19 protein-coding genes and 1 riboswitch are annotated in these 23,188 nt (G+C 65.3%); of the genes, 8 read left to right on the plus strand and 11 right to left on the minus strand.

Features of this window, described 5'->3' with window-relative positions:
• The 4 genes from ilvC to ACI38Z_RS01980 all read right to left on the minus strand — a co-directional run.
• On the minus strand, positions 1 to 823 hold an 823-nt coding region (ilvC, locus tag ACI38Z_RS01965), incomplete at its 3' end, for a ketol-acid reductoisomerase (RefSeq protein ID WP_439788507.1).
• Between the two features lie 130 nt (positions 824 to 953).
• Entirely contained in the window at positions 954 to 1,460 is a 507-nt protein-coding gene (ilvN, locus tag ACI38Z_RS01970) for an acetolactate synthase small subunit (protein ID WP_439788508.1), read from the minus strand.
• A gap of 3 nt (positions 1,461 to 1,463) precedes the next feature.
• Positions 1,464 to 3,176, minus strand: coding sequence for a biosynthetic-type acetolactate synthase large subunit (ilvB, locus tag ACI38Z_RS01975; RefSeq protein WP_439788509.1), 1,713 nt, complete (start codon positions 3,174 to 3,176; stop codon positions 1,464 to 1,466).
• Between the two features lie 3 nt (positions 3,177 to 3,179).
• Positions 3,180 to 4,715 carry a 2-isopropylmalate synthase gene (locus ACI38Z_RS01980; RefSeq protein WP_439788510.1) on the minus strand — a complete coding sequence of 512 codons (1,536 nt, stop codon included), beginning with the start codon at positions 4,713 to 4,715 and terminating at the stop codon, positions 3,180 to 3,182.
• Between the two features lie 517 nt (positions 4,716 to 5,232).
• Here ACI38Z_RS01980 and ACI38Z_RS01985 point away from each other — a divergent pair.
• Positions 5,233 to 5,931, plus strand: a complete 699-nt coding sequence (locus ACI38Z_RS01985; protein ID WP_439788511.1) for an Rpn family recombination-promoting nuclease/putative transposase — start codon at positions 5,233 to 5,235, stop codon at positions 5,929 to 5,931.
• Between the two features lie 172 nt (positions 5,932 to 6,103).
• A complete protein-coding gene (locus tag ACI38Z_RS01990) occupies positions 6,104 to 7,678 on the plus strand; it encodes a DUF438 domain-containing protein (protein ID WP_439788512.1) in 1,575 nt (524 codons plus the stop codon).
• A gap of 6 nt (positions 7,679 to 7,684) precedes the next feature.
• On the opposite strand, the gene ACI38Z_RS01995 is transcribed toward ACI38Z_RS01990, so the two are convergent.
• A complete protein-coding gene (locus tag ACI38Z_RS01995) occupies positions 7,685 to 9,097 on the minus strand; it encodes a DHA2 family efflux MFS transporter permease subunit (RefSeq protein ID WP_439788513.1) in 1,413 nt (470 codons plus the stop codon).
• Between the two features lie 140 nt (positions 9,098 to 9,237).
• Positions 9,238 to 9,879, minus strand: coding sequence for a histidine phosphatase family protein (locus ACI38Z_RS02000; protein ID WP_439788514.1), 642 nt, complete (start codon positions 9,877 to 9,879; stop codon positions 9,238 to 9,240).
• A gap of 230 nt (positions 9,880 to 10,109) precedes the next feature.
• Here ACI38Z_RS02000 and ACI38Z_RS02005 point away from each other — a divergent pair, with 230 nt between their 5' ends.
• The gene (locus ACI38Z_RS02005; protein ID WP_439788515.1) at positions 10,110 to 11,093 is read left to right on the plus strand and encodes a LacI family DNA-binding transcriptional regulator; all 984 of its coding nucleotides are present in this window, start codon (positions 10,110 to 10,112) and stop codon (positions 11,091 to 11,093) included.
• Positions 11,094 to 11,134: 41 nt separating this feature from the next.
• Here ACI38Z_RS02005 and ACI38Z_RS02010 read toward each other — a convergent pair whose 3' ends face one another.
• From ACI38Z_RS02010 to ACI38Z_RS02025, 4 genes are all read right to left on the minus strand, one after another.
• On the minus strand, positions 11,135 to 12,475 hold the full coding sequence (locus ACI38Z_RS02010; RefSeq protein ID WP_439788516.1) for an LCP family protein: 1,341 nt from the start codon (positions 12,473 to 12,475) through the stop codon (positions 11,135 to 11,137).
• Positions 12,476 to 12,484: 9 nt separating this feature from the next.
• Positions 12,485 to 13,363: an NAD(+) diphosphatase gene (gene nudC, locus ACI38Z_RS02015; RefSeq protein WP_439788517.1), complete on the minus strand. Its 879-nt coding sequence runs from the start codon at positions 13,361 to 13,363 to the stop codon at positions 12,485 to 12,487.
• A gap of 148 nt (positions 13,364 to 13,511) precedes the next feature.
• Positions 13,512 to 16,013, minus strand: a complete 2,502-nt coding sequence (locus tag ACI38Z_RS02020) for a phosphoketolase family protein (RefSeq protein WP_439788518.1) — start codon at positions 16,011 to 16,013, stop codon at positions 13,512 to 13,514.
• Positions 16,014 to 16,069: 56 nt separating this feature from the next.
• The gene (locus ACI38Z_RS02025) at positions 16,070 to 16,375 is read right to left on the minus strand and encodes a PTS sugar transporter subunit IIB (protein ID WP_439788519.1); all 306 of its coding nucleotides are present in this window, start codon (positions 16,373 to 16,375) and stop codon (positions 16,070 to 16,072) included.
• A gap of 473 nt (positions 16,376 to 16,848) precedes the next feature.
• Here ACI38Z_RS02025 and ACI38Z_RS02030 point away from each other — a divergent pair, with 473 nt between their 5' ends.
• From ACI38Z_RS02030 to ACI38Z_RS02045, 4 genes are all read left to right on the plus strand, one after another.
• The gene (locus tag ACI38Z_RS02030) at positions 16,849 to 17,631 is read left to right on the plus strand and encodes a DeoR/GlpR family DNA-binding transcription regulator (protein WP_439788520.1); all 783 of its coding nucleotides are present in this window, start codon (positions 16,849 to 16,851) and stop codon (positions 17,629 to 17,631) included.
• Between the two features lie 94 nt (positions 17,632 to 17,725).
• Positions 17,726 to 18,748, plus strand: a complete 1,023-nt coding sequence (locus tag ACI38Z_RS02035; RefSeq protein WP_439788521.1) for an aldose epimerase family protein — start codon at positions 17,726 to 17,728, stop codon at positions 18,746 to 18,748.
• 188 nt (positions 18,749 to 18,936) lie between these two features.
• On the plus strand, positions 18,937 to 20,301 hold the full coding sequence (locus tag ACI38Z_RS02040; RefSeq protein ID WP_439788522.1) for a PFL family protein: 1,365 nt from the start codon (positions 18,937 to 18,939) through the stop codon (positions 20,299 to 20,301).
• A gap of 86 nt (positions 20,302 to 20,387) precedes the next feature.
• Positions 20,388 to 21,359: a serine hydrolase gene (locus tag ACI38Z_RS02045; protein WP_439788523.1), complete on the plus strand. Its 972-nt coding sequence runs from the start codon at positions 20,388 to 20,390 to the stop codon at positions 21,357 to 21,359.
• 7 nt (positions 21,360 to 21,366) lie between these two features.
• Here the strand turns inward: ACI38Z_RS02045 and murB are convergent, their stop codons facing one another.
• Positions 21,367 to 22,326: a UDP-N-acetylmuramate dehydrogenase gene (murB, locus tag ACI38Z_RS02050; protein WP_439788524.1), complete on the minus strand. Its 960-nt coding sequence runs from the start codon at positions 22,324 to 22,326 to the stop codon at positions 21,367 to 21,369.
• Between the two features lie 209 nt (positions 22,327 to 22,535).
• Positions 22,536 to 22,673, plus strand: a riboswitch (FMN riboswitch).
• A gap of 4 nt (positions 22,674 to 22,677) precedes the next feature.
• On the opposite strand from murB, the gene ACI38Z_RS02055 reads away from it, so the two are divergent.
• Positions 22,678 to 23,188: ECF transporter S component (locus ACI38Z_RS02055; RefSeq protein ID WP_439788525.1), on the plus strand; the 511-nt coding region annotated here is incomplete at its 3' end.

The raw sequence follows: 23,188 nt of genomic DNA on the forward strand, positions 1-23,188 counted from the left end.
CCTCCTTGGCAGCCTCGGTGATCACGTGCGGGCCGGCGGTGTAGTCGCCGTACTCGGCGGTGTTGGAGATGGAGGAACGCATGCCGGAGAAGCCGCTCTCGTAGATCAGGTCGACGATGAGCTTCATCTCGTGGATGCACTCGAAGTAGGCGTTGCGAGGATCGTAGCCAGCCTCGACCAGCGTGTTGAAGCCAGCCTCCATCAGGTCGGTCACGCCGCCGCAGAGGACGTTCTGCTCGCCAAAGAGGTCGGTCTCGGTCTCGGTCTTGAAGTCGGTCTCAAGAAGGGCGGCGCGGGCTCCGCCGATGGCAGCGCCGTAGGCCAGGGCGAGGTCGAAGGCGTCGCCGGTGGCGTCCTGGTGAGCGCAGACCAGGCACGGGGTGCCCTTGCCCTCGAGGTACGTGGAGCGGACGGTGTGGCCGGGGGCCTTGGGGGCGACCATGATGACGTTGCAGTCGGGACGGACCTCGATGCAGCCGTAGTGGATGTTGAAGCCGTGCGCGAAGGCGATCGTCTTGCCCGGGGTCAGGTTGGGCTCGATGTCCTTCTTGTACATGGCGGCCTGATACTCGTCGTTGATCAGGATCATGATGATGTCTGCCCACTTGGCAGCCTCTGCGTTGGAGACGACCTCGAGGCCCTGCTTCTCGGCCTTGGCCTTGGACTTGGAGCCCTCACGCAGGCCGACCTTGACGTCCACGCCGGAGTCCTTGAGGTTCAGCGCATGGGCATGGCCCTGGGAGCCATAACCGATAATTGCGACCTTCTTACCGTCCAGCTTGCTGACGTCGCAGTCCTGCTCGTGGAACATCCTGAATGCCATCTGACTTCTCCCTTTCGCTAGTCGGTTGATGGTGCTGGTAACTCTATGCATCACAGCCCCGCGCACGGGTCTGGGATTGCCTTTGTTAACACGCTCGCTATCTAGGCACATTTCCTACAAAATGGGACCGCTAGACGCTCGCAACATTGCGCATGACGCTCGGTCCGCGCTCCAGGCTCACGACTCCCGTGCGGCAGACCTCCAGGATCTCGAAGTCGCGCATGAGGTCGATGAAGTTGTCGATGCGCCGGGACCCGCCGGCGATCCTGAACACGATGGAGTCGCGCGTGTAGTCCACGATCTTGGCCCTGAAGGCCTCCGCCGCGTCCAGTACCTGCGAGCGCGTCTCCTCGTTGTTTGCCATCTTGATGAGCAGCAGCTCGCAGCTGATGGAGTCCTCGGGGTCGAACTCCTTCCACGAGATCACGTCCGGCAGCTTGGCCAGCTGCGCCACGAGCTGGCGCTTCGAGCGCTCCTCGCCCTCGTACTGCACCGTGATGCGGCTCAGCTGCTCCGTCTCGGTCTCTGACACCGTCAGGCTCGTGATGTTGAACTGCCGGCGCCTGAACATGCTGGTCACGCGGTTCAGGACGCCATACTCGTTCCGGACCATGATGGCGATGTTGTATGAGGTCATCTGCTACCTGCCCATCCTGGAACGCACGTCGTCCATGTTCACGATCAGCTCATCCATCGAGGCGCCTATGCGCAGCACGGGCGTCACGAACTCGTCCTCGTCTATGGGGACCTCTATCAGCCGCGGCCCCGCGCCCTTCTCGTCCGCCTGGGCGAGAAGGGCGTCCTGCAGGGCCTGCGTCAGCTCCTCGGGCGTCGAGACCCTCGTGGCCCTTGCCCCCATGCCCCGCGCGACCTCGCAGAAGTCGAGCCCGCGGTGCCTGAGCGTCGTCATGGCGTAGCGCTGCCTCTTGAAGAGCGACTGCATCTGCCGCACCATGCCCAGGACGCCGTTGTTCAGCAGCACGATTATCACGGGGATGCCGTGGTCGGCCGCCGTGATCATCTCGGCCATGTCCATCTCGAAGGACCCGTCGCCGGTCACGAGGATCGACGGCCCGCCCGTCGCGAGCGCGACGCCGTTCGCGGCGCCCATGCCAAAGCCCATCGTGCCGAGCCCGCCCGACGTCACGAACGTCCGCGGCTTCGTGAAGCGCAGGAACTGCGCCGCCCACATCTGGTGCTGGCCCACGTCGGTCACCACGGGCACGTCCTCGGGACGTATGGCGTTGATGGCCTCCATCACGTTCTTGGGGGTCAGTCCCTCCCGATAGTCGGCGTAGCCGCGCTCCTGGGCACGGAGCTCCCTCACGTGGCGCAGCCAGTCCTCGTGGGTGTTGGGCTCCACGTACTGGATCACGTCCTGCAGGAAGGTCCTGACGTCGCTCCTGACCTCGACCATGTCCTCAAGGCTCTTGCTGAACTCCGACGAGTCCACGTCCACGTGGACGACCTTGCCGCTCGGCGCGTACTTGGTGCGGTCACCCGTTGAGCGGTCGTTGAAGCGGGCGCCAAGCGCGATCAGGCAGTCGCTCTCGTACATGGCCTTCGTGCTCGCGTAGTGGCCGTGCATGCCCTCCATCCCCAGGAAGCCGGGGGTGTCCGTCGGGATGGCGGATATGCCCATGAGCGAGCACCCCATGGGCGCCCCGATCTTGTGGGCGAGGTCGACGATCTCCTGCGAGGCGCCCGAGGCCAGCGCTCCCCCGCCAAAGTACACGAAGGGCCGCCTTGCCCGGTTGATGGCCTCTGCGGCCGCCATGAGGTCCGCCTCCGACGCACGCAGGGGAGAAGGGATTGGCGCCGGGGTCAGCGGCCCCTCCTCCACCACGGCCTTCTGCACGTCCGAGGGGACGTCCACCAGGACCGGTCCGCGCCTTCCGGTGTTGGCGAGCTCGAAGGCCTCGCGAAGCACCTCCTGCAGCCTGTTGGCGTCGCGCACGAAGTAGTTGTGCTTGGTGATCGGCAGCGTCACGCCCGTGATGTCCAGCTCCTGGAACGCGTCCGTGCCGATCATCTTGTTCGATACGTTGCCCGTTATCGCCACCAGGGGGACGGAGTCGAGGTATGCGGTCGCGATGCCCGTTACCAGGTTCGTTGCGCCCGGTCCCGATGTCGCGATCACCACGCCCGTCTTGCCCGTCGCCCTGGCGTAGCCGTCGGCGGCGTGGCAGCCGTGCTGCTCGTGAGTCGGCTCGATCACGCGTATCTTGTCCGTCGCGTCGTAAAGTGCGTCGAACAGGTCGATCACCGTGCCTCCGGGATACCCAAAGACGGTGTCGATCCCCTCCGCGACGAGGGTGTCGACTATGACCTGCGCCCCCGTGGTGGCTCCCATGTGCTACTTCCCTTCGTTCGCGCGCTGGGTCTGGATCATTCGGTTGAGTGCGTTTACGTAGGCCTTCGCGGACGAGACGACGATGTCGTTGTCCGAGCCGCGGCCCGTGAACACGCGGCCGTCCTCCGCCTGGATGCGTACGGTGACCTCGCCCAGGGCGTCGATGCCGCGGGTGACCGCCTTGACGGCAAACTCCTGCAGGTCGCCGTGGACGGACACGACCTGGTCGATCGCCTTGTAGGCCGCGTCCACCGGACCGGTGCCCGTCGCGCAGACCACGTGCTTCTCGCTCTGCTCGTCGGTGATCGTGGCGGTCGCCGTGGGTACCAGCGGGTCGCCGCAGGACACCTGCAGCGCGTCGAGCGTGTAGATGGCGGTGGCGTCGCGCTGGCGCTCCTGCACCATGGACTCGAGGTCCTCGTCGTAGACCTCCTTCTTCTGGTCCGCGATCTCGAGGAAGCGCTTGTAGATGTCGTCGTACTCCTCGGGCGAGAACGTGTAGCCCAGCTCCGCGAGGCGGTGCTTAAGGGCCGCGTGGCCGCTGCGCGCGGAGAGGATGATCTCGGAACCGGCGGCGCCCACGTCCTCGGGGTTGATGATCTCGTAGGTATCGCGTGCCTTGAGGACGCCGTCCTGGTGGATGCCGGAGGAGTGCGCGAAGGCGTTGGCGCCCACGATGGCCTTGTTGGCCTGGACGTTCATGCCCGTGATGCGGCTGACCAGGCGGCTGGCGCGCGTGAGCTCCTGCGTGACCACGTCGGTATGCGCGTCGAGTTCGTCGCCGTGCATCTTGATAGCCATGACGACCTCCTCGAGCGCGGTGTTGCCCGCGCGCTCGCCCAAGCCGTTGATGGTGCACTCGATCTGCGTCGCGCCGTTCTTGACGCCCGCGAGCGCCAGCGCCGTCGCCATGCCAAGGTCGTTGTGGGTGTGGACGCTGATGGTCACGTTCTCGATGCCGCGGACGTTGTCACACAGCCCCTTGATGCGCGCACCGAAGTCGTCAGGCATCTGGTAGCCCGTGGTGTCGGGGATGTTGACGACGGTGGCGCCGGCGTCGACGGCCGCCTGGATCACGCGCTCGAGGAACTTCTGGTCGGCACGGCCGGCGTCCTCGGCATAGAACTCGACATCATCCACGTACTTCTTGGCATACTTGACGCAGTGGATCGCGCGCTCGATGCACTCGTCCTCCGTGATGCGGAGCTTCTCGCGCAGGTGCTGGGGAGAAACGCCGAGTCCAGTGTGGATGCGGGGACGCTTGGCGGTCTTCAGGGCCTCGGCGGCGCGGTCGATGTCCTTGTCTACGGCACGCGTGAGCCCTACTACCACGGCGTCGTCGCCCGCGAGGCGTCCGATCTCCTGTACGGAGCGGAAGTCGCCGGGCGAGGAGATCGGGAAGCCGGCCTCGATGACGTCCACGTGCATGCGAAGCAGCTCCTGGGCGATGACGAGCTTCTCCTCGGTGTTCATGGAAGCGCCGGGCGACTGCTCCCCGTCTCGCAGCGTGGTGTCGAAAATGTTGATCTTGCGGGTCATGCGATGGCTCCTCTCGGATGGGGTGACTCGTAACGGTACAAGCAACCATCCGCCGAAGAATCCGACGCCGCATAAATATGTAAGGATGACTATGCGAGCGCCAGACCCCGATGAAATCGGCGGGTCGAACCTACGCGCTAGCCAACAATGTAATGTGGCCTAGCGCACGCTCGCTAGTAGGAGCCCACGTACGGCACCAAGTACCACGCGGCTGGCCGCGAGGTCGGTGTCAATCATGTGCGCAACGATGAAGTCGGTCATCGCTTGGGCTCCTTTGAACGACGCGCCCACTCGGACGCGGTGAGGGTACTATCGCACTTCTCGAACGACCGTGAGACGGAAAACCTCGGTCATTCTCCAAGCCGAAACAATTGGTCGGAAAGGGGCGCCTCCCCCGCCACCATTCGTCATTTTCACAATATTACAGATATCTTTCATTTAACTTTATTATTGCTTTCATCTTGCTTTTAGACTACTATTATTACACGAACTGTTGTTCCCGAGATTGGAGACAGTCATGGACAAAGACCTCGAATCACTGTTGCAGCGCACAAAGAGCCTCTGGAACGATCTCACGATTACGAACGGCTTCGTCTTCGGCAAGGCAATGCAGAACCCAAAGCTTTGTAAGAACGTCCTCGAGGCCGTCACCGGCAACCGCATAGAGAACCTTGTTCACATTGGCAGTCAAGAAGAACTGAACACAGTAGGGTTCGGCCGCAGCGTCCGTCCAGACGTCTATGCTCGGGACGACCAGGGCAGGCGCTATGCCTTAGAGATGCATGTCACAGATACGCATGACCTGCCCAATCGCGCACGCTATTACAGTTCCGTCATGACGGTCGGGCAACTCTACCAAAGCGAATCCCTCTATGACGAACCCGACAGCTCATACGTCGTTTTCATCTGTACGTTTGACCCACTCGGCCTCGATCGCCAGGTATACGAGTTCGCTTACCGGTGCGAAGAGGATCCCAGCCTGGTGCTTGACGAGCACAGGCATACGACACTCCTTGTGGCTGGTGCATCATCACCGCACGATAACGCCCGACTTGATGAGTTCCTAGACTACGTTTCCGCTGGGAAGGTAACGGGCGAGTTGTCGTCCGAGCTTGACGATGCAGTCTCCCAGGTCATTCACGACAGGGAGTCCTGGCTCGAATTCCTAGTCCAGGCGATGGAAGACAAACTCAAGAGGGACGCAGACCATTCTTGAAAGATGGTCCGCGGGCAAGTGGCAGAGTACCGCGCACGATGAGCGCTTAATTCCTACTACATTTGTAGTAATTTGTTGTTCGCGTTGCAGTTGCAACACTCTTTAGCAATAGGTCCCGATAGCGTATGCGGTGTGAAAAGGCTTCGCACCACCAACCAAATCGGAGGCTCGCATGGCAAAGTATCTCGACCTCAACAAGAGCGTTCACGACCTCGTGGAGCAGTATCCGGAAATCGTAGACGTGATGGTCTCCCTGGGCTTCACGGAGATGGCTAAGCCGGTCGCGCTCAACTCCGTCGGTCGCGTCATGACCATCCCCAAGGGCGCACAGGTCAAGGGCATCCCTCTCGACAGGGTGCTCGCGACACTCGAGGACAACGGCTTCTCAGTCGAGGGCAAGGCCGCTAACCCGAACCCCAAACCCAACACACCCGTGCAAGCCGCCCCGACGGACAGCCAGAAGGCTGCCGCCAATCCCGCAGGCAATCAGGCTGCCGACGGCGTGCAGGGCAGGCAACAGCTTCTCCAGAGCTACGTGGCGCGCCTCTCCGCCGGCGAGCCCCTCGAGGACGTGCGCACCGACTTCGTGGCGAACTTCGAGAACGTCGACGCGGCCGAGATTGCTCGCGCCGAGCAGACCCTCATCGAGGGCGGCGCCAAGATCGAGGACGTCCAGAGGCTCTGCGACGTTCACTCCGCCCTGTTCCACGGCGCCACGAAGGAGGAGAAGATCGCGAATGCCGAGAAGGCGGTCATGGACTCCCTCGCGACCAACATGGGCACGGGATCGGAATTCGAGACGAAGGTCCTCACGAACATCCCCGGACACCCGGTCCGCGTCTTCTCCCTCGAGAACGATGCCATTGGTGCGGCGGTCGCGGCCGCGCGGAAGGCGCTCGGCACCGATGCTGAGCGCGAGCAGATCGCCAAGCTCCAGCAGGTGGGAATTCACTACTCCAAGAAGGGTGACCTTCTCTACCCCATCCTCAAGGTGAACCATGGCTACAGCGGACCCGCGGACGTGATGTGGGGCGTCGACGACGAGATCCGCCACGAGCTTCGCTACCTTGCCAGCGCAACCACGACCGACGATGCCTGGAGGGAGCGCGCGGAGGCCGTTTTCACCCGCGCGGAGGAGATGGTCTACAAGGAGGCCAACATCCTGCTCCCCCTCTGCGTCGACAACTTCACCGACGACGAGTGGCTGAAGATGTACTTCGACTTGAAGGGCTACGACCTCTGCATGGTGGACGCCGAGACGGTCGGCGTCTGGCAGACGGGCGAGAAGTACATCCTCAACGACATGAAGCTCTCGTCCAGCGTCAAGGGGGCCGACGGCAAGGACGGGGGCATTGGCTCCCTCATCTCCCTGCCGTCCGGCAACTTCACCCCCGAGCAGCTCGACGCCATGCTCAATACCATCCCCCTCGAGATCACGTTCATCGACGACGAGGAGGTCAACCGCTACTGGAACGACGACGGAGAGAAGAAGCTCTTCAAGCGTCCCGCCTCCGCCCTCGGCCGCAAGGTGTGGAACTGCCACCCGCCCAAGGTCCAGCAGATGGTCAAGGGCGTGATCAACACGCTCAAGACCACCTCGCAGAAGTCCGTGGATATCTGGATGGAGAAGGGCGGGGAGCCCGTGCTGGTGCGCTACATGGCCGTCCGAGACCGCGAGGGCAAGTACGTCGGCACGATGGAGTGCGTCCAGCGGATGGGCTTCGCCAAGGAACACTTCCTCGGCTAGGCTCGGCTAGGCCGCATCCTTCGTGGCGCGCGTCGCACGCTCCATGCAGAGCAGCGGTACCACCATCACCACGGCCAGCACGAGGTACGCGGACCTGGTGCCAAGCATCGTCGCGCGTGCGACGTTACTGGTACCCGACTGTGCCGCGTTGACGATTGCGCTCGCTACGCTCGTGCCCAGCGCACCGGCAAGCTGCTGCAGCGTGTTGATCACCGCGTTGCCGTCGGCACGGGTCGACTCGGGCAGGCGCTCAAGCGACGCGGTCATGGTGTTGCCAACCATCAGGCTCTGGCCAAAGGCGAAGCACACGTACACGGCCGTCGCCTGTGCGGTATGAAGGCCACCGCTGAGCAGCTCGAGCAGGACGACGCCGACGAGCGCGCAGGACGCGCCCGTGAGGATGGGCTTCCTCGCGCCGAGCTTGTCCAGAATCTGGCCGGAGAGTGGTGCCATCAGAGCGCCGACAAAGCATCCAAGCAGCAGAATCGAGCCGGCCTCCGTCTGCCCCGTGCCCATAACGAGCTGCGAGTAGTTAGGAAGCAGGAAGGAGAGTCCCAGCACCACGAACTGCAGGCAGACCAAGGAGACCACGCCCAGCACAAAGCGGGAGTTCCCGAATACGGAAAGGTGGACGAGCGGCGCATCCGCGCTCTTCTCGTGCCTGACGAACAGCGCCAGTAGGAGGGCAAATCCCGCGAAGAGCGCGAGCTGAGCGGGACTCCCCCACCCCAGCCTTGCGCCAAAGTCGACCGCGAACACGAGGCACACGAAGGAGAGCGATAGGAACGCCCATCCGCGGGCGTCAAACTTGTGCTTCTCCACGGGGTGGCTCTGTCGGATGGACCCGATGCCCAGCGCGAACGCGACGACCAAGATGGGGAGAAGCGCGGCGAATATCGCTCGCCAGCCAAAGTTCTCGGCAAGCCAGCCACCGACCGATGGTCCGACTGCCGGTGCCATCGCGGTCACCAGCGTGCCGATGCCCATCATGGCGCCCATGTTCTTGAGGGGCGCCTGCTCGGTGATGATGTTGAACATGAGCGGCAGGGCGATGCCCGTGCCGATGCCCTCGAGGATGCGGCCGCAGAGCAGCATGGGAAAGCTCACGGCGGTGAGGCCCGTCACGATGCCCGCGATGTAGAAGCACATCGACACCGTGAACACGGTCTTGGTCCGGAACCTGCGGTTGAGGTAGGAGGACGTGGGGACAATCGACGCGAGGACGAGCAGGTAGGACGTGGTCATCCACTGCACCGTGGCGGTGTCGATCTTGAATTCCGCCATGAGCGTGGGGAACGTCACGTTCATGGCGGTCTCTACGCACACGCCGGAAAACGACATGATGCCCGCCGCGATGACCGAAAGGACGAGCTTCGCGTCGAGCCTTCTCTCGAAACTGGTAGGTACTTCCTCTGACATTCAATTCTCCAATGATCGCAACCGTGCCGGCGGAGATGTCCTGCGACCGCGGGCACAAAGGGAGACTGTAGTCAGATACTGTTGAAATTGCTTTCAGTTTCGGGGTTGTCCGGACTTCTCTCGGACTTCTTCATCATTTTTTAGACGAGCGTGCTGGACATGATCCTCTTGAACCGCTCCGCCTTCACGGGCATGCACGTGAGCTCGAAGTCGCCGTCCACGGCGACTACCAGGGCGATCCCCGCGTTGGGCACGCGCATGGTGGTGCTCGTTACCCTGCGCGAGAACGCCGTCATCTTGGCGAACTCCTGCACCACGTAGCGCACGTAGGCGCCGTGGCCCACCACGAGCACGCTGTCCCCGTCCAAGCTCTCCTTGTACATCTTCTTGAACGCACGGCGCACGCGCTCGCGCACCTGGGCACCGCTCTCGCCGCCCACGGACGAGAAGTCCTGCCTGAGGAAGCACCTCGCGAACGCAAGGCGGTTGCCCTTGTAGGGCTTGCCGTCGATGCCGCCAAAGTCGAACTCCCTCAGTCCCTCGAGCGTGCGCCTCTCGACGTCACGCCCCTCGAGCAGCACGTCGGCCGTCTGCTGCGCGCGCCCCAGCGGCGACACGAAGCACCGCGCGAAGTCGACGTCCGCCAGGACCTTCGCACTCTCGCGAATGGTGGGGACGCTCTCCTCCACGAGCGGCGAGTCCACGCGGCCACCCTGGATGATGCCGTCGCGGTTGAACTCGGTCCTGCCGTGGCGAACGTAGTAGAAAGTTACTCTCTTCATGAAACCCAGCCCCTCGCGCCATGCCGGCCGGCGGCGCATTGCGGACCCTGTACCAGCCCACTCAGTATGATTGATGCCCCTACCCTGGAAAGTCCGTGGCGGAGAAGAGCACCAAGACCATACCAAACTCACCCACGGCGGCAGCGGGCACAAATCGTTGTGGGCTTGGTGTGTACTCGCGGTCCCGAAAACGGGCGGCTCGTACCATAGAGGGGTCGAAGGGAAGGCCGATGGACATCACGGAAATCGCCCGCATGGCAGGCGTGTCTCGCTCAACCGTTTCTCGCTACCTCAACGATGGCTACGTGTCCACGGAGAAGCGCGAGGCCATCAAGCGCGTGATCGAGGAGACGGGCTACACCCCCTCCCAACAGGCCAAGACCCTGCGCACCGGCAAGACGGACGTAATCGGCGTCATCCTCCCCAAGATCAACTCCGCATCCGTCAGCCGCATCGTCGGCGGCATCACGAGCGTGCTGAACGACCGCGGTTACCGCCTGCTGCTGGCCAACACCAACAACAACGGCAGCGCCGAGGTCGACTACCTCCGGCTCTTCTCGGAGGGAAACGAGGTCGACGGCATCATCCTGATCGCCACCTACTTCGACGACGCGCACCTCAAGGCCATGGCAAACCTCAGCGTCCCCATCGTGATCATCGACCAGGAGCTCGGCGGCTACTCGTGCGTCTACCAGGACGACTACCACGCACTTCTCGACCTTACGCAGATCGTGCTCAGGCATGCCGAGCACCCGGCCTACGTGGGCGTGTTGGAGAAGGACGTCTCTGCCGGGCACAACCGTCGCCAGGGGTTCCTGGACGCCTGCGCCAAGGCCGGCGTGGAGGTGCCCGAGCGCGCGTGCGAGCTGGCGGACTTCACGGTCGACTCCGGCTACGAGGCCACGGAGCGCCTGCTCGACGCCTACCCCGAGCTCGACGCCGTGGTGTGCGCGACGGACTCCATCGCGTACGGCGCCATGACCTGCCTGCGCGAGTTTGGCCATGCCGTGCCAGACGAGGTGCAGGTGTGCGGCGTGGGCGACTCCGACCTGTCGCAGATCGTGACGCCTACGCTCACGACCGTCCACTTCTTCTACTGGACGTCCGGCACGGAGGCAGCACGCATGCTGCTCGAGCGCATCGCGGACCGCACCACCGTCGCACGGCAGCTGCGCATGGGATACGAGGTTCGCGTGCGCAACTCCACGCTGTAAGCTCCGCGCGGTAGGCCGGCCGCACCGCCTCGCTGGCGCCCCTACGAGAGCCCGTTCGCCACGGTCGAGGGGTCGCCGCCCGACTCCACCACCTGCATCATGGTGGCCAGCTCCTGCGTGTTGGCGACCACGTATGAGACCCCTCCTATGGTCTGCGTGGTCGAGGGGATCGACGCGGAGTAGATGGTGGGCGTGCCCACCGCGAGCCGCGCGAGCAGCGGGATGATGTTGTAGCAGCGCATCGTGGTGGAAAGGAGCCCTCCCATGGCCTTGCCCACCGTGGGGAGCGCCAGCGGGTTGGAGAGCGCCTTCTTCATGATGGCCTCAATCAGGATCCGCTGGTCCTGCTGGCGCTGGTAGTCGCCGTTGGCAAAGCCATGGCGCACGCGCGAGAAGAGCAGCGCCGTCTTGCCGTCCATCGTGTACGTGCCGGCCGACATCACGAGGCCCGTGTAGTTGGGGTCGTTTATGTCCACGGGGACGTTCACGGTCACGCCGCCCAGTGCGTCCACCAGCGTCTGCACGCCGTCAAAGTGGATCAGCGCCACGTGGTTGATGCTCACGCCCAAGAGGCTCTTCACGGCGGCAGCGGCACCCGCCGCCCCGCCATATGCGTAGGCCGCGTTGATCTTCTGCGTGCCGTGGCCCTCTATCGTCACCATCGTGTCACGCGGGATCGAGACCATGGTCACCTTGGCCTGAATCGGGTCGATGCGGCACAGGATCATCGTGTCCGTGCGGCTCACGGTGTCGCCCTCGCGCGCGTCCGAGCCGAGCAGCAGCACGTAGTACGGCGTGAGCGGGATGTGCGCGGACGTCTGGCCGGAAAGGCTCTGCGCCTCGGAGTCGGAAAACGCGATGCCCTGGTCTATTGGCACGCAGATCAGCACGTACAGCGCCACGAGGATGCCCAGGACGAGAAGGAACACGTTCCTCGCCCGATGGGGATGCTCGCGGCGCGGGCGCATCGCCCTCCTTGCCCGGCGGTCCTGGAGCCACCCGCCCAGACCGCCGCCCCCGTTGCCGGAGGCCTGGCCGTACTGCCCGTACTGGTCGGGATACTGGTCGCCATACCCAGCACCGTACTGGTCGCCGTAGCCGTTGCCGTACTGGTCGTACTGCCCCTGGTAGGGCTGGCCGTACTCGTAGGCGTTGCCCTGGGAGTCACGCGAGAAGCGCGAGCCCTGCTGGGCGGAGCCGCGGCCGCGCGCGGCGTCGTGCAGCGCGCTCGAGAGTCGCGAGCGCTTGCTCACGACCGCCCCGCCGCCGGGCTGCGCGGCCGGTGCCTTGCCCTGCCGCTGCGACGTGTAGCGCCGCGGGTCGTCGTAGTCGTACTGCGTGTGCTCGCCCTGGTCGCCCTCTCCGGGCCGATACTCCCCCATGCGCACCCCCTAGCGTGGCTCCTCGCCGCGCGCGAAGACCTCGATCATCTCGTTCGTGAGGCTCGACGTGTCCTCGTGCGAGGTCGGCAGGTCGGACCTGTGCACCCAGCGCGCCACGGAGAGCTCCACGTGGTCGGGGTGGGCGGCCATCGGGTCGCCGTCCACGTCCGCGAAGAACCCCATGAGCAGCGAGTCGGAAAACGGCCACGGCTGGCTCTTGTAGAAGCGGAGGTTCCTGACACGCAGGCTGACCTCCTCCATCACCTCGCGCTCGATGGTCTGGCCCAGGGTCTCCCCCACCTCGCAGAAGCCCGACACGAGCGCGTAGTGCTTGATGCGCCCCTGTGCGAACTTGGTGAGCAGCAGCCGGTCGCCCCAGCAGATGCCCACGATGATGCAGGGGTTGATGCGCGGGTACACCACGTTGCCACACGAGGGGCACACGAGCTCGCGGCTCGTGGCCACGTGCCCGAGCTCCGCCCCGCAGCGCCCGCAGTAGCGGTTGTTGCGGTACCACCGCCACAGCTGCATGCCCGCGACGGCCGCGTAAGCCAGCCAGCGCGGCTCGTAGAACCGCATGGTCTGGATGGAGGCGAACACGAAGCCCGGCGGGCACTCGACCGCGCCCGTCTCGACGGCGGCGTCGTCCACCAGGAAGAACCGCGCGTCGCCCACGCAAAAGAGGTAGCGCAGGCAGAGGTCCGCAACGGCCTGCCCGCCCCCGGCCGATCCGCGCACCCAGTCACGGACGCGCGGCAGCACGAGGGAGCCGTCCTTCTCCGCCAGAAGCGTTGCCGAGCCCTGGTACGCGAGGGCGTAGTCCCCCGCCTCGGGCTCCACCGCCCGATAGGTGATGTCGAACCTTCGGTCCCCAATGTCCTGGATCACACCCGCTCCCTTCCGTGCACTGCAAGCAGGGTACCACGGCGCATCCGCGCACGCGAAAGGGGCCCCGCAAAGCGAGACCCCTCCATACAGGTGCTATGTCGCTGCAAGCGCCATGCGGGAATGCGTGGCATACGCCGGGCGAGAAGGACTACTCGTCGTTGTCGCCGCCGGTCGAGGACATGGCGGCCGCGGAGTTGTCCTGGCCCACGACGTCGCGCCAGCTCCACTCCGTGAAGCGCGGGTGGTCGTAGCCGTTGTCGACCGCGAACTGGAAGGCCTCGTCGCGGAAGTCGCGGTACTCGCGGATCTTGTCGGCGTACTTCTGGGCGTCCAGGATCTCAAGCGCGTGTGCCGCGAGGGCGTAGCGGTCCATCTCGTTCAGGCGCAGCATGTCGAACGGCGTGGTCGTGGAGCCCTCCTCCATGTAGCCGTGGACGTGGAAGTTGTCGTGGTTGGGACGGCCGTGGATGAGGCCGTAGATGGTGTGGGCGTAGGCGTGGAACGCGAAGAGCACGGGCACGTCCTCGCCGAACATGGCCTTGAACTCGTCGTCCGTGAGCGAGGCGTCGTTCTCCTCGTGGTCCTGGATCGCAAGGAGCTTGACCACGTTCACGAAGCGCACCTTGATGCCCAGGTCCTGCAGGGCGTCGGAGGTGGCGAGCATCTCGAGCGTGGGCACGTCGCCGCAGCACGCGAGCACGATGTCGGGCTTCTGGCCGTCACGCACGTTGCCTGCCCAATCCCACACGGCGGCGCCGCGGTCGAGCTCGGCCTGGGCCTCGTCGATGCTCTGGAACGTGGGGGCGGGCTGCTTGCCGGCGAAGATCGCGTTGATCTTGTTGGTCGACTTGTAGGCCTCCTGTGCCACGCAGAGCAGCATGTTGGCGTCGGCCGGGTAGTAGATCTGGGTCACATGGTCGTTGTGGAAGTTCTTGTTGAGCAGCAGGTCCACGAAGCCCGGGTCCTGGTGGCTGAAGCCGTTGTGGTCCTGGCGCCAGACGTGGCTGGACAGCAGGATGTTGAGGGAGGCGATGGGCTTGCGCCAGGGGATGTGGCGAACCGTGGCCTCGAGCCACTTGGCGTGCTGGTTGATCATGGAGTCGACCACGTGGATGAACGACTCGTACGAGCTCCAGACGCCGTGGCGACCGGTGAGGATGAAGCCCTCGAGCAGGCCCTCGCACTGGTGCTCCGACAGCTGCTCGATCACGCCGCCCGTGGTGCTGAGGTAGGTGTCGTTCTCGGGGTCGGCGTTGAAGCCGGCGTCCCACTGCTTGTCCGTGAGCTTGTAGGCGGCCTGCAGGCGGTTGGAGGCCGTCTCGTCGGGACCGAAGACGCGGAACTTCGTGAGGTTGAGCTTGAGCACGTCGGCCGTGTAGTTGCCGAACACGCGGGAGGCCTCGGTGGTTCCGTAGCCATGGCCCTTCTCGGCCACCGGAATCTCGTAGTCGTGGATGTCGGGGAGCTCGAGGTCCTCGCGGATCAGGCCGCCGTTGGCGTTGGGGTTGGCGCCCAGGCGCAGCTCGCCCTTGGGCATGAACTCCGTGACCTCCGGGCGCAGGGTGCCGTTCTCGTCCCAGAGCTCGTTGGGCTTGTAGGAGCGCAGCCAGCCGCGCAGGACGCGGAAGTGCTCGTGCGTGTCCTTGGCGGATGTCAGGGGCACCTGGTGGGCACGCCAGCTGCCCTCGGTCTTCTTGCCGTCGATGTACTTGGGGCAGGTCCAGCCCTTGGGGGTCTTGAAGATGATCATCGGGTAGGCGGGACGGGCCTTCTCACCGGCGAGCGCGCGCCACTTGATGTCGCAGATCTCGTTGAAGACCTGCTCGAGCAGCGCGGCGAAGCGACGGTGGATCGAGATGTGGGACTCGTCGTCGAAGCCGGCCACGAACGTGTAGGGGTGGTAGCCCATGCCGCGGAAGAACTCGTCGCGCTCCTCGTCGGAGATGCGGGCGAGGATCGTGGGGTTGGCGATCTTGTAGCCGTTGAGGTGCAGCACGGGGAGCACGATGCCGTCCGTGAGCGGGTTCACGAGCTTGTTGGTCTGCCAGGACGTGGCAAGCGGGCCGGTCTCGGCCTCGCCGTCACCCACGACGGCAAAGGCGAGCAGGCTTGGGTTGTTGAGGACGGCGCCGTAGGCGTGCGAGAGCGTGTAGCCGAGCTCGCCACCCTCGTGGATGGAGCCGGGGGTCTCGGGCGCGAAGTGGCTGGGGATGCCGCCGGGGTAGCTGAACTGGCGGAAGAACTTCTCGAGGCCGGCCTCGTCGTCCGTGATGTCGGGACGGATCTCGCGGTACGTGCCGTCGAGCAGCGACTGCGAGGTGCCGGCGGGTCCGCCGTGGCCCGGCCCCATGAAGAACACGACGCTCTGGCCGTGGTCGTGGATGAGGCGGTTGACGTGGCCCATGAGGAAGTTGATGCCAGGGGTCGTTCCCCAGTGGCCGACAAGGCGGTGCTTCACGTCCGCGCGGCCGAAGTCGCGGGTCTCACCGGTCTTCTCGTCCACCCAGTCCGAGCGCATGAGCGGGTTGCTGCGCAGGTAGATCTGGCCGACGGACATGTAGTTGGCGGCGCGCCAGTACCTGTCGACCCACGCGAGCTCCTCCTCGGCGACGGGTGCGTCGAGCTTCTTCCAAGGGGTACCAAGGTCCATGTGGACTTCCTTTCGAATGTGCCCCGCGAGGGGGCTGGATTAGCTGGGAAAAGCGCCTAGGCGAGCTCGCCCTTGGACTTGAGGAAGCCCTCCAGGCCGGCCTTGATCTCGTCCGCGTCAACGATGTTGCGGACGCTCACCACGTAGGGAAGGTCCTTCTTGCCCTCGTCCTCGAGGATGAGGCCGAGGTCGGACATGGTGATGATGAGGTCGCCGTCGAAGTCCTTGATCTGGTCGACGGAGCCGTGCTGCGTGCTGATGGGCCAACCCTCGTTAGCCACGACCTGCTGAACCCTGGTCTCGAGGATTGCGCTGGAACCAACGCCGGCGCGGCAGCACACAAGCGCCCTGTACTTAGCCATTGCCCGCTCCCTTCTGGCGCGCCTTCGCGCCACGTGCGCGGCGACGCGCCGGAATCCATCCGACCGCCGGGCCGCGCGTCCGTCAAATTTCTCTCACAGCCGAAATGTGACATATGGTGAATCTAAAGTCAATCAGAAATTAATACTATTCAGCCGTTTACTTGTGATTTTCAAACGTCCGACCCCAGGGGAATGCCGTGCGCACGCGCGGGCAACGCGGGCGAGAAGAACATACACCGTGCTTGTTACCTGCTATTTTGAAGCAATTTCTACTTATATGAACGTTCTGAATCCGCAATCGACCACAAGGAGCCTAAATGTTAACAAATGCATATATTATAATTGTTATGCGCAATGGAACACCAGATAGGAAAGAACGCTCTCCCATAACGTTCACTCCGTTCATAAAATGGTAGGGAACGGAATGCCGCGGGGCGGCAATCGGAAGGCTTACGGGACGGGGCGGTCGACGCATGAGGCGAAGCGAGACGTTCGTGACGAGGCGCAGGCAGGCCATCGTGAGGCTGCTCGAGGAGCGCGAGAGCGCCAGCGTGGCGGAGCTCGCGGAACGCTTTGACGTGTCGCCCCTCACCATCAGGCGCGACCTGGACAGCCTGGAGGGCCAGGGCATGGTCACGCGCCAGTACGGCCGCGTGAGCCTGGTGGACGAGCTGGGGCGGCCCTCCGGCTCGCGCCGCGTGCTCGCCAAGAAGGCCATCGCCGCGGAGGCCGCGCACCACGTGGCCAACGGCGACGCGATCTTTGTGAACGCGAGCTCCACCGCGCTGGAGATCATCGAGAGCATCACGGCGCAGGACGTGTCCATCATCACCAACAACAGCAAGGTCATGCTGCTCAAGGGACCCCTCAGCCAGACCGTGCTCCTGACCGGCGGCAACGCCATGCCGCCGCGCACGTCGCTCACGGGCGAGCTCACCATGGACGTGATCGGGCGCTACCACGCCGCGAAGTGCTTCATGGGCTGCAGCGGCATCAGCGCGGAGGGCGGCCTCACCTCCAACACCATGCCCGAGTGCGCCGTGGACGCGCTCATGCTCGCCCACTCCCGCGAGCACTTCGTCCTTCTCGACTCTTCGAAGCTCGGTCAGGTGTACACCTACCCCATTGCGGGGATTGCCGAGGCGCACACCGTGATCACGGACGACGGCGCCACGGACGAGCAGGTCAGGACCCTGCGCGAGGCGGGCGTGCGCAAGGTCATCCGGGTCGCGACGTCGATGCCCGAGGTGGTCTAGCCGCTCGTCCACCCGTGCGGCGCCGGGGCCGGCGGCTCGGGTAGCATGGTGACAGTCGCCCTTTGCGGCGTTTGGCACAAGGGTTGGAGGAGCCATGAGCCATGAGTCCATCGCGTTCGGCACCATGCCGGACGGTCGTGACGTGCACCTGCACCTGCTTCGCAACGCGCACGGCCTGGAGGCTGGCATCTGCGAGCTGGGCGCGTGCCTCGTGAGCGTGCGCGTGCCGGACGGCCACGGTGGGAGGCCGGACGTCTGTCTGGGCTATGACGGCGTTGCCGGCTACCTGGACAACCCCCACTGCATGGGCGCCATCCTGGGCAGGAACGCCAACCGCATCGCGGGCGCACGCTTTGACCTGGGCGGCACGACGCACCGCCTCACGGCAAACGATGGCGAGAACAACCTCCATTCCGGCCCGCACCTCTACTCCCACCGCCTGTGGCAGGCCAGCCGCGCGACGGACGACTCCGTCACGCTCAACCTCCACAGCCGCCCCGGCGACCAGGGGTTCCCTGGCGCGGTTGACGTGAACGTCACCTACACCCTGACCGAGGACGACGCCCTGCGCATCGACTATGACGCGATGCCGGACGACACGACGCTCGTCAACCTCACGTGCCACGCGTACTGGAACCTCAACGGGCACGCCTCGGGCAGCGCCCTTGGGCACACGCTTCAGGTGGAGGCGGACTCCTACACGCCCACGGACGAGCACCACATTCCCAAGGGCGAGGTCGCCCCGGTGGAGGGGACGCCGTTCGACCTCAGGCAGCCGCGCCCGATCGAGGAAGGCGTGCGCGCCCTGGGCGGCTACGACGTCAACTACGTCCTCCACAACGACGAGCACCTGGAGCGCGCCTGCACGCTCACGGGCGACGTCACGGGCATCAGCATGGACGTGCTGACCGACTCGCCCGGCCTGCAGGTGTACAGTGCCGGCGCGCTCGAGGCTCGCGGTAAGGACGGCGCACACTACGGCCCAGGATACGGCATCGCACTGGAAACCCAATTCTTCCCGGATTTCATTCACCACAAGAACTTCCCCCAGGCCGTGTACGCGGCGGGGCACGCCTTCCGCTTCACCACGGCCTTCCGGTTCCGCACGCAGGCCTAGGCAACGGCGCGGCGCACGGTGGCGGCGCGTTGCGGCCGAAGGCGCGCGTTCTTCTCGCCCAACGCAGGGCGAGTTCGTAAACATTTGGGAGAGCGGGCGCCCACGCACGTCGCGAGGCGCTATGGTTGCATACTGTTCCCAACATTAACACCCGCGCCACGCGGGCCAGGCACGACCGAGGAGTATTCATGGCAATCACCCCAGAAGAGGTAGCCGAGACCCTGAGCATGGTCTCCCAGCAGAATCTTGACCTCAGGACCATCACCATGGGCATCTCGCTCTTTGGCTGCGCCGACGAGGACATGCACCGCATGTGCACCAAGATCTACGACCGCATCACCACCACCGCGGAGAGGCTCGTGCCCACGGCCGAGCAGCTCGAGCGCGAGTACGGCATCCCCATCGCGAACAAGCGCGTGTCCGTCACGCCCATCGCGCAGATCGCGGCCGCCTGCAAGGACGAGGACCTAACGCCCATCGCCCAGGCCATGAACCGCGCCGCGGAGACGCTGGGGATCGACTTCATGGGCGGCTTCTCAGCGCTCGTGCAGAAGGGCATGGGCTCGGCGGACCGGCGCCTCATCGCGTCCATTCCCTCGGCGCTCGCGTCGACGGACCGCATCTGCTCCTCGCTCAACATCGCCTCGACCCGAGCGGGCATCAACATGGACGCCGTGCTCCTCTCGGCCCAGACCATGATCGACTGCGCGCAGGCCACCACGGACATCGACTGCTACGGCGCGGCCAAGTTCGTCGTGTTCTGCAACATGGTGGAGGACTCGCCGTTCATGGCGGGCGCCACGCACGGCTCCGGCGAGGCCGACGCGGTCATCAACGTGGGCGTCTCCGGCCCCGGCGTCATGGCGGCGGCGCTCGAGCAGCTGCCCAAGGACGCCAGCCTCATGGAGGTGGCCGAGATGATCAAGAAGACCGCCTTCAAGATCACCCGTGCCGGCGAGCTCATGAGCCGCGAGGCCTCCAGGCGCCTGGGCGTCGAGAAGGGCATCGTGGACCTGTCGCTGGCCCCCACGCCCGCCGCGGGCGACTCCGTGGCCAAGATCCTCGAGATCATCGGCGTGGGCGAGTGCGGCGGACCCGGCACGACGGCCGCCCTCGCGCTGCTGAACGACTGCGTCAAGAAGGGCGGCGTCATGGCCAGCTCCAGCGTGGGTGGGCTCTCCGGCGCGTTCATCCCCGTGTCCGAGGACGCCGGCATGATCCGCGCGGCCGAGGACGGCGCCCTCTCCATCGAGAAGCTTGAGGCCATGACCTGCGTCTGCTCCGTGGGCCTCGACATGATCGCCATCCCGGGCGACACCCCGGTCGAGGCGATCGCCGGCATCATCGCGGACGAGATGGCCATCGGCGTCATCAACACCAAGACGACGGCCGTGCGCCTCATCCCCGCCATCGGCAAGAAGGAGGGCGAGATGCTCGAGTTCGGCGGCCTGTTTGGCTCCGCGCCCGTGCAGCACGTCAACCCGTATGCCGGCAAGGTCTTCGCGCACCGCGGTGGCCGCTTCCCCGCACCGATCAACTCGCTCAAGAACTAGGGTCAGACCGGCACTTGACACCAACGCACCACAACGCACGACATCACGCGCGCCGCGGCCTTCCCTTCTGCTTTGCAGAGGTGGCCGTGGCGTCGCTCCTTATCGGCACGCTCTACACGGGCGTCTACCAGGCGACGCTCGCCCCCACGCCCGCTCGCCAGGCGACCGTCGCGCGCACGTCCGGCACGGCGCGAAAGGCCGCGCACCATGCGCATCGCTCCGCCGCGTCCCGCGACGCAGAGTCCTCGCCCTCGACCCACCGGGTGAGCGGCGCCTCCCTCGGCGCGAGCCAGGACCTCCAGTTCACGGGCGCGGGTTCCTTTGCAGGCGGCACGGCGTGCACGCAGCTGCTCCAGACGGCTGCCGCGTTCGAGGAGAAGGGCTACCACCTGGGCATATACGCCATCGACCTCGGCACGGGGGACACGCTCGCCTACGACCCGGACGCCGCGTTCTACACCGCGAGCGCGATAAAGGGTCCGTACGTCACCTCGCTCTTCTCGCTCGAGGTCGAGAAGGGCACGCTCTCGCTCGACGACGCGCTCGCTTCCGCAACGCCCATCATCCTGAACTCCGACAATGACACCTACGTCGCGCTCTCCGACGCACGCGGACGCCAGGACTTCCTCGCGTGGCTGCAGTCGGCGGACGTCTCCACGGGTGCCTACCTCTCGCTCGACGACTACGCGCGGCCCCACTACCCGCTCAGCACGGCACGCCAGCTCGCGCAGGAGTGGCAGGCGTCCTACGCGTACCTCACGTCGGGCACCACGGCGGCCAAGGCGCTGCAGTCGCTCTTCGCCAACCGCGTCACCTCGCCCATAAGGGACGCCCTCGGCGCATCCCACCAGACCTGGTCAAAGGCCGGCTGGTACCCCACGGCAGAAGGCGACGCCCGCCCCGCCACAAACGACGCGGGCGTCGTGTGGGGGACGGGCGGTCCCTACGTGGTCGCGATCCTCTCGGACGCGCCGGAGGACTTCTCGTCCGTTCAGGCGGTCGCCACGAGCATCGACGCCGCCATGGCGGACCTCACCTCGCGCGGATCCGCCTCTTAGGGGGCCGCTAGGCGCGCGGCGCCGGGCCCTTCTCCCCTGGCTCCTCGCCCAGGAAGCGCACCTCGGGCTCGAGGCGCACGCCAAACTGGCGGTCGACCTCGTCCTGCACGTGCGCGATCACGGCACGCACGTCGGCCGCCGTCGCGTGACCCAGGTTCACCACGAACCCGGCGTGCTTCTTCGAGACCGCGGCATCGCCAACCTGGTAGCCCTTCAGCCCCGCGTCGGTAATGAGCTTTCCCGCAAAGAAGCCCTCGGGCCGCTTGAACGTGGAGCCCGCGCTCGCAAGCTCGAGCGGCTGCTTCTCCTCGCGGCGCCTCGTGAAGTCGTCCATGCGCGCGCGGATGTCCTCGGGCTTGCCCTCGTGCAGCTTGAACGTCGCGGAGAGCACGACGAGCCCCTCGTCCTTCACGCGGCTCTTGCGGTACCCCATCGCCAGGTCGTCGACGTCGATGCTCTGGACGGACCCGTCCGGCATGAGGGCGCGCACGCTCTCGAGCACGTCGGACGTGCAGCCACCGTAGGCGCCCGCGTTCATAAAGCACGCGCCGCCAACGGAGCCGGGAATGCCGCAGGCAAACTCGAGGCCAGAAAGCCCCAGCTCGCAGGCCATCTCGGACGCCTCCTTGAGCGTGACGCCCGCCTGACAGGTCATCTCCTCGCCGTTCACGCTCACGTTCGTGAGGCCGTCCGCCAGCGCGATCACCACGCCGCGGAACCCGTCGTCGCTCACGAGCAGGTCGCTGCCGCAGCCGAGCACAAAGTAGGGCGCGTCCTCCTCCCTGCAGGCGGCAACCACGTCGCCAACCTCCTCGGGGTCGTCCGGAACCACGTAGAAGTCGGCCGGACCCCCGATCCTGAACGTCGTGTGCTCGCTCATCGGCTCGGACTCGAGCACGTTCTCCTCGCCGACGATGGCGCGCAGGCGCCAACCCAACGTATCCAAGTGGTAGGCACTGTCAGACATGCCCGTATCACACTCCCTCAAGCCGCCCCAACGCGGCCGTCGCATGCCATTGCATCCCCAAGATTATAGCAGCCATCCCGTGGCACAAAGGCGCCTCGGCCGACGCCCCGGGCCCCCGCACGGACTGCCCACACGTGCGAAATGTTACGAATCGCCACCGCACGAACTTCTCCCCTTCACCACGCGGGCGAGAAATGCTATGGTCTTGCCGTCAGTTTCAGGGCGGGGTGAAATTCCCCACTGGCGGTATGGGCAGGTGCCCGAGTCCGCGCGCCGCACAGAAAAGAGCGGCTGACCTGGTGAGATGCCAGGACCAACGGTCACAGTCCGGATGGGAGAAACGAGGTCACCATGGCACAAGACTCCACCTTCGCACGTCACGACACCCACTCCACCACGGAGCAGGGCTCGGGCTGGAGCACCAAGCGCATCGCCGTCACCGCGCTCTTCTGCGCGCTCGCGGCCATCTGCACGCTCTTCATCGAGTTCCCGATCCTTCCCGCGGTGCCCTGGCTCAAGTACGACCCGTCCGCGATCATCTGCCTCATCGCAGGCTTCGCCTTCGGTCCCGCCACGGGAGTCGCCGTGTCCATCATCAGCTACCTCCCCCACATCGCCACGGCTTCGGGCTTCTGGGGCATGCTGATGGCCATCATCGCGACGCTCGCCATGGTGCTTCCCGCGTCGCTCGTGTACAAGCGCGACACCACCATGCGCGGCGCCATCGTCGGCATGGTGATCGGGGCCGTCGTGAGCGTCCTTCTCTGCATCGTCGCCAACATCATCGTGACGCCCATCTACGCGCACATGTCCACCCAGGCGGTCATCGCGCTCATCGTGCCGGCGCTCCTGCCGTTCAACG

Source organism: Parafannyhessea sp., assembly GCF_051876455.1.
Taxonomy (GTDB): Bacteria; Actinomycetota; Coriobacteriia; order Coriobacteriales; family Atopobiaceae; genus Parafannyhessea.

Excerpts from the sequence above, each read along its gene's own strand:
- ilvN (WP_439788508.1), bottom strand. The coding sequence starts at position 1,460 with ATGACCTCATACAACATCGCCATCATGGTCCGGAACGAGTATGGCGTC.
- ilvB (WP_439788509.1), bottom strand. The coding sequence starts at position 3,176 with ATGGGAGCCACCACGGGGGCGCAGGTCATAGTCGACACCCTCGTCGCG.
- ACI38Z_RS01980 (WP_439788510.1), bottom strand. The coding sequence starts at position 4,715 with ATGACCCGCAAGATCAACATTTTCGACACCACGCTGCGAGACGGGGAG.
- ACI38Z_RS01985 (WP_439788511.1), top strand. The coding sequence starts at position 5,233 with ATGGACAAAGACCTCGAATCACTGTTGCAGCGCACAAAGAGCCTCTGG.
- ACI38Z_RS01990 (WP_439788512.1), top strand. The coding sequence starts at position 6,104 with ATGGCAAAGTATCTCGACCTCAACAAGAGCGTTCACGACCTCGTGGAG.
- ACI38Z_RS01995 (WP_439788513.1), bottom strand. The coding sequence starts at position 9,097 with ATGTCAGAGGAAGTACCTACCAGTTTCGAGAGAAGGCTCGACGCGAAG.
- ACI38Z_RS02000 (WP_439788514.1), bottom strand. The coding sequence starts at position 9,879 with ATGAAGAGAGTAACTTTCTACTACGTTCGCCACGGCAGGACCGAGTTC.
- ACI38Z_RS02005 (WP_439788515.1), top strand. The coding sequence starts at position 10,110 with ATGGACATCACGGAAATCGCCCGCATGGCAGGCGTGTCTCGCTCAACC.
- ACI38Z_RS02010 (WP_439788516.1), bottom strand. The coding sequence starts at position 12,475 with ATGGGGGAGTATCGGCCCGGAGAGGGCGACCAGGGCGAGCACACGCAG.
- ACI38Z_RS02020 (WP_439788518.1), bottom strand. The coding sequence starts at position 16,013 with ATGGACCTTGGTACCCCTTGGAAGAAGCTCGACGCACCCGTCGCCGAG.
- ACI38Z_RS02025 (WP_439788519.1), bottom strand. The coding sequence starts at position 16,375 with ATGGCTAAGTACAGGGCGCTTGTGTGCTGCCGCGCCGGCGTTGGTTCC.
- ACI38Z_RS02030 (WP_439788520.1), top strand. The coding sequence starts at position 16,849 with ATGAGGCGAAGCGAGACGTTCGTGACGAGGCGCAGGCAGGCCATCGTG.
- ACI38Z_RS02035 (WP_439788521.1), top strand. The coding sequence starts at position 17,726 with ATGAGCCATGAGTCCATCGCGTTCGGCACCATGCCGGACGGTCGTGAC.
- ACI38Z_RS02040 (WP_439788522.1), top strand. The coding sequence starts at position 18,937 with ATGGCAATCACCCCAGAAGAGGTAGCCGAGACCCTGAGCATGGTCTCC.
- murB (WP_439788524.1), bottom strand. The coding sequence starts at position 22,326 with ATGTCTGACAGTGCCTACCACTTGGATACGTTGGGTTGGCGCCTGCGC.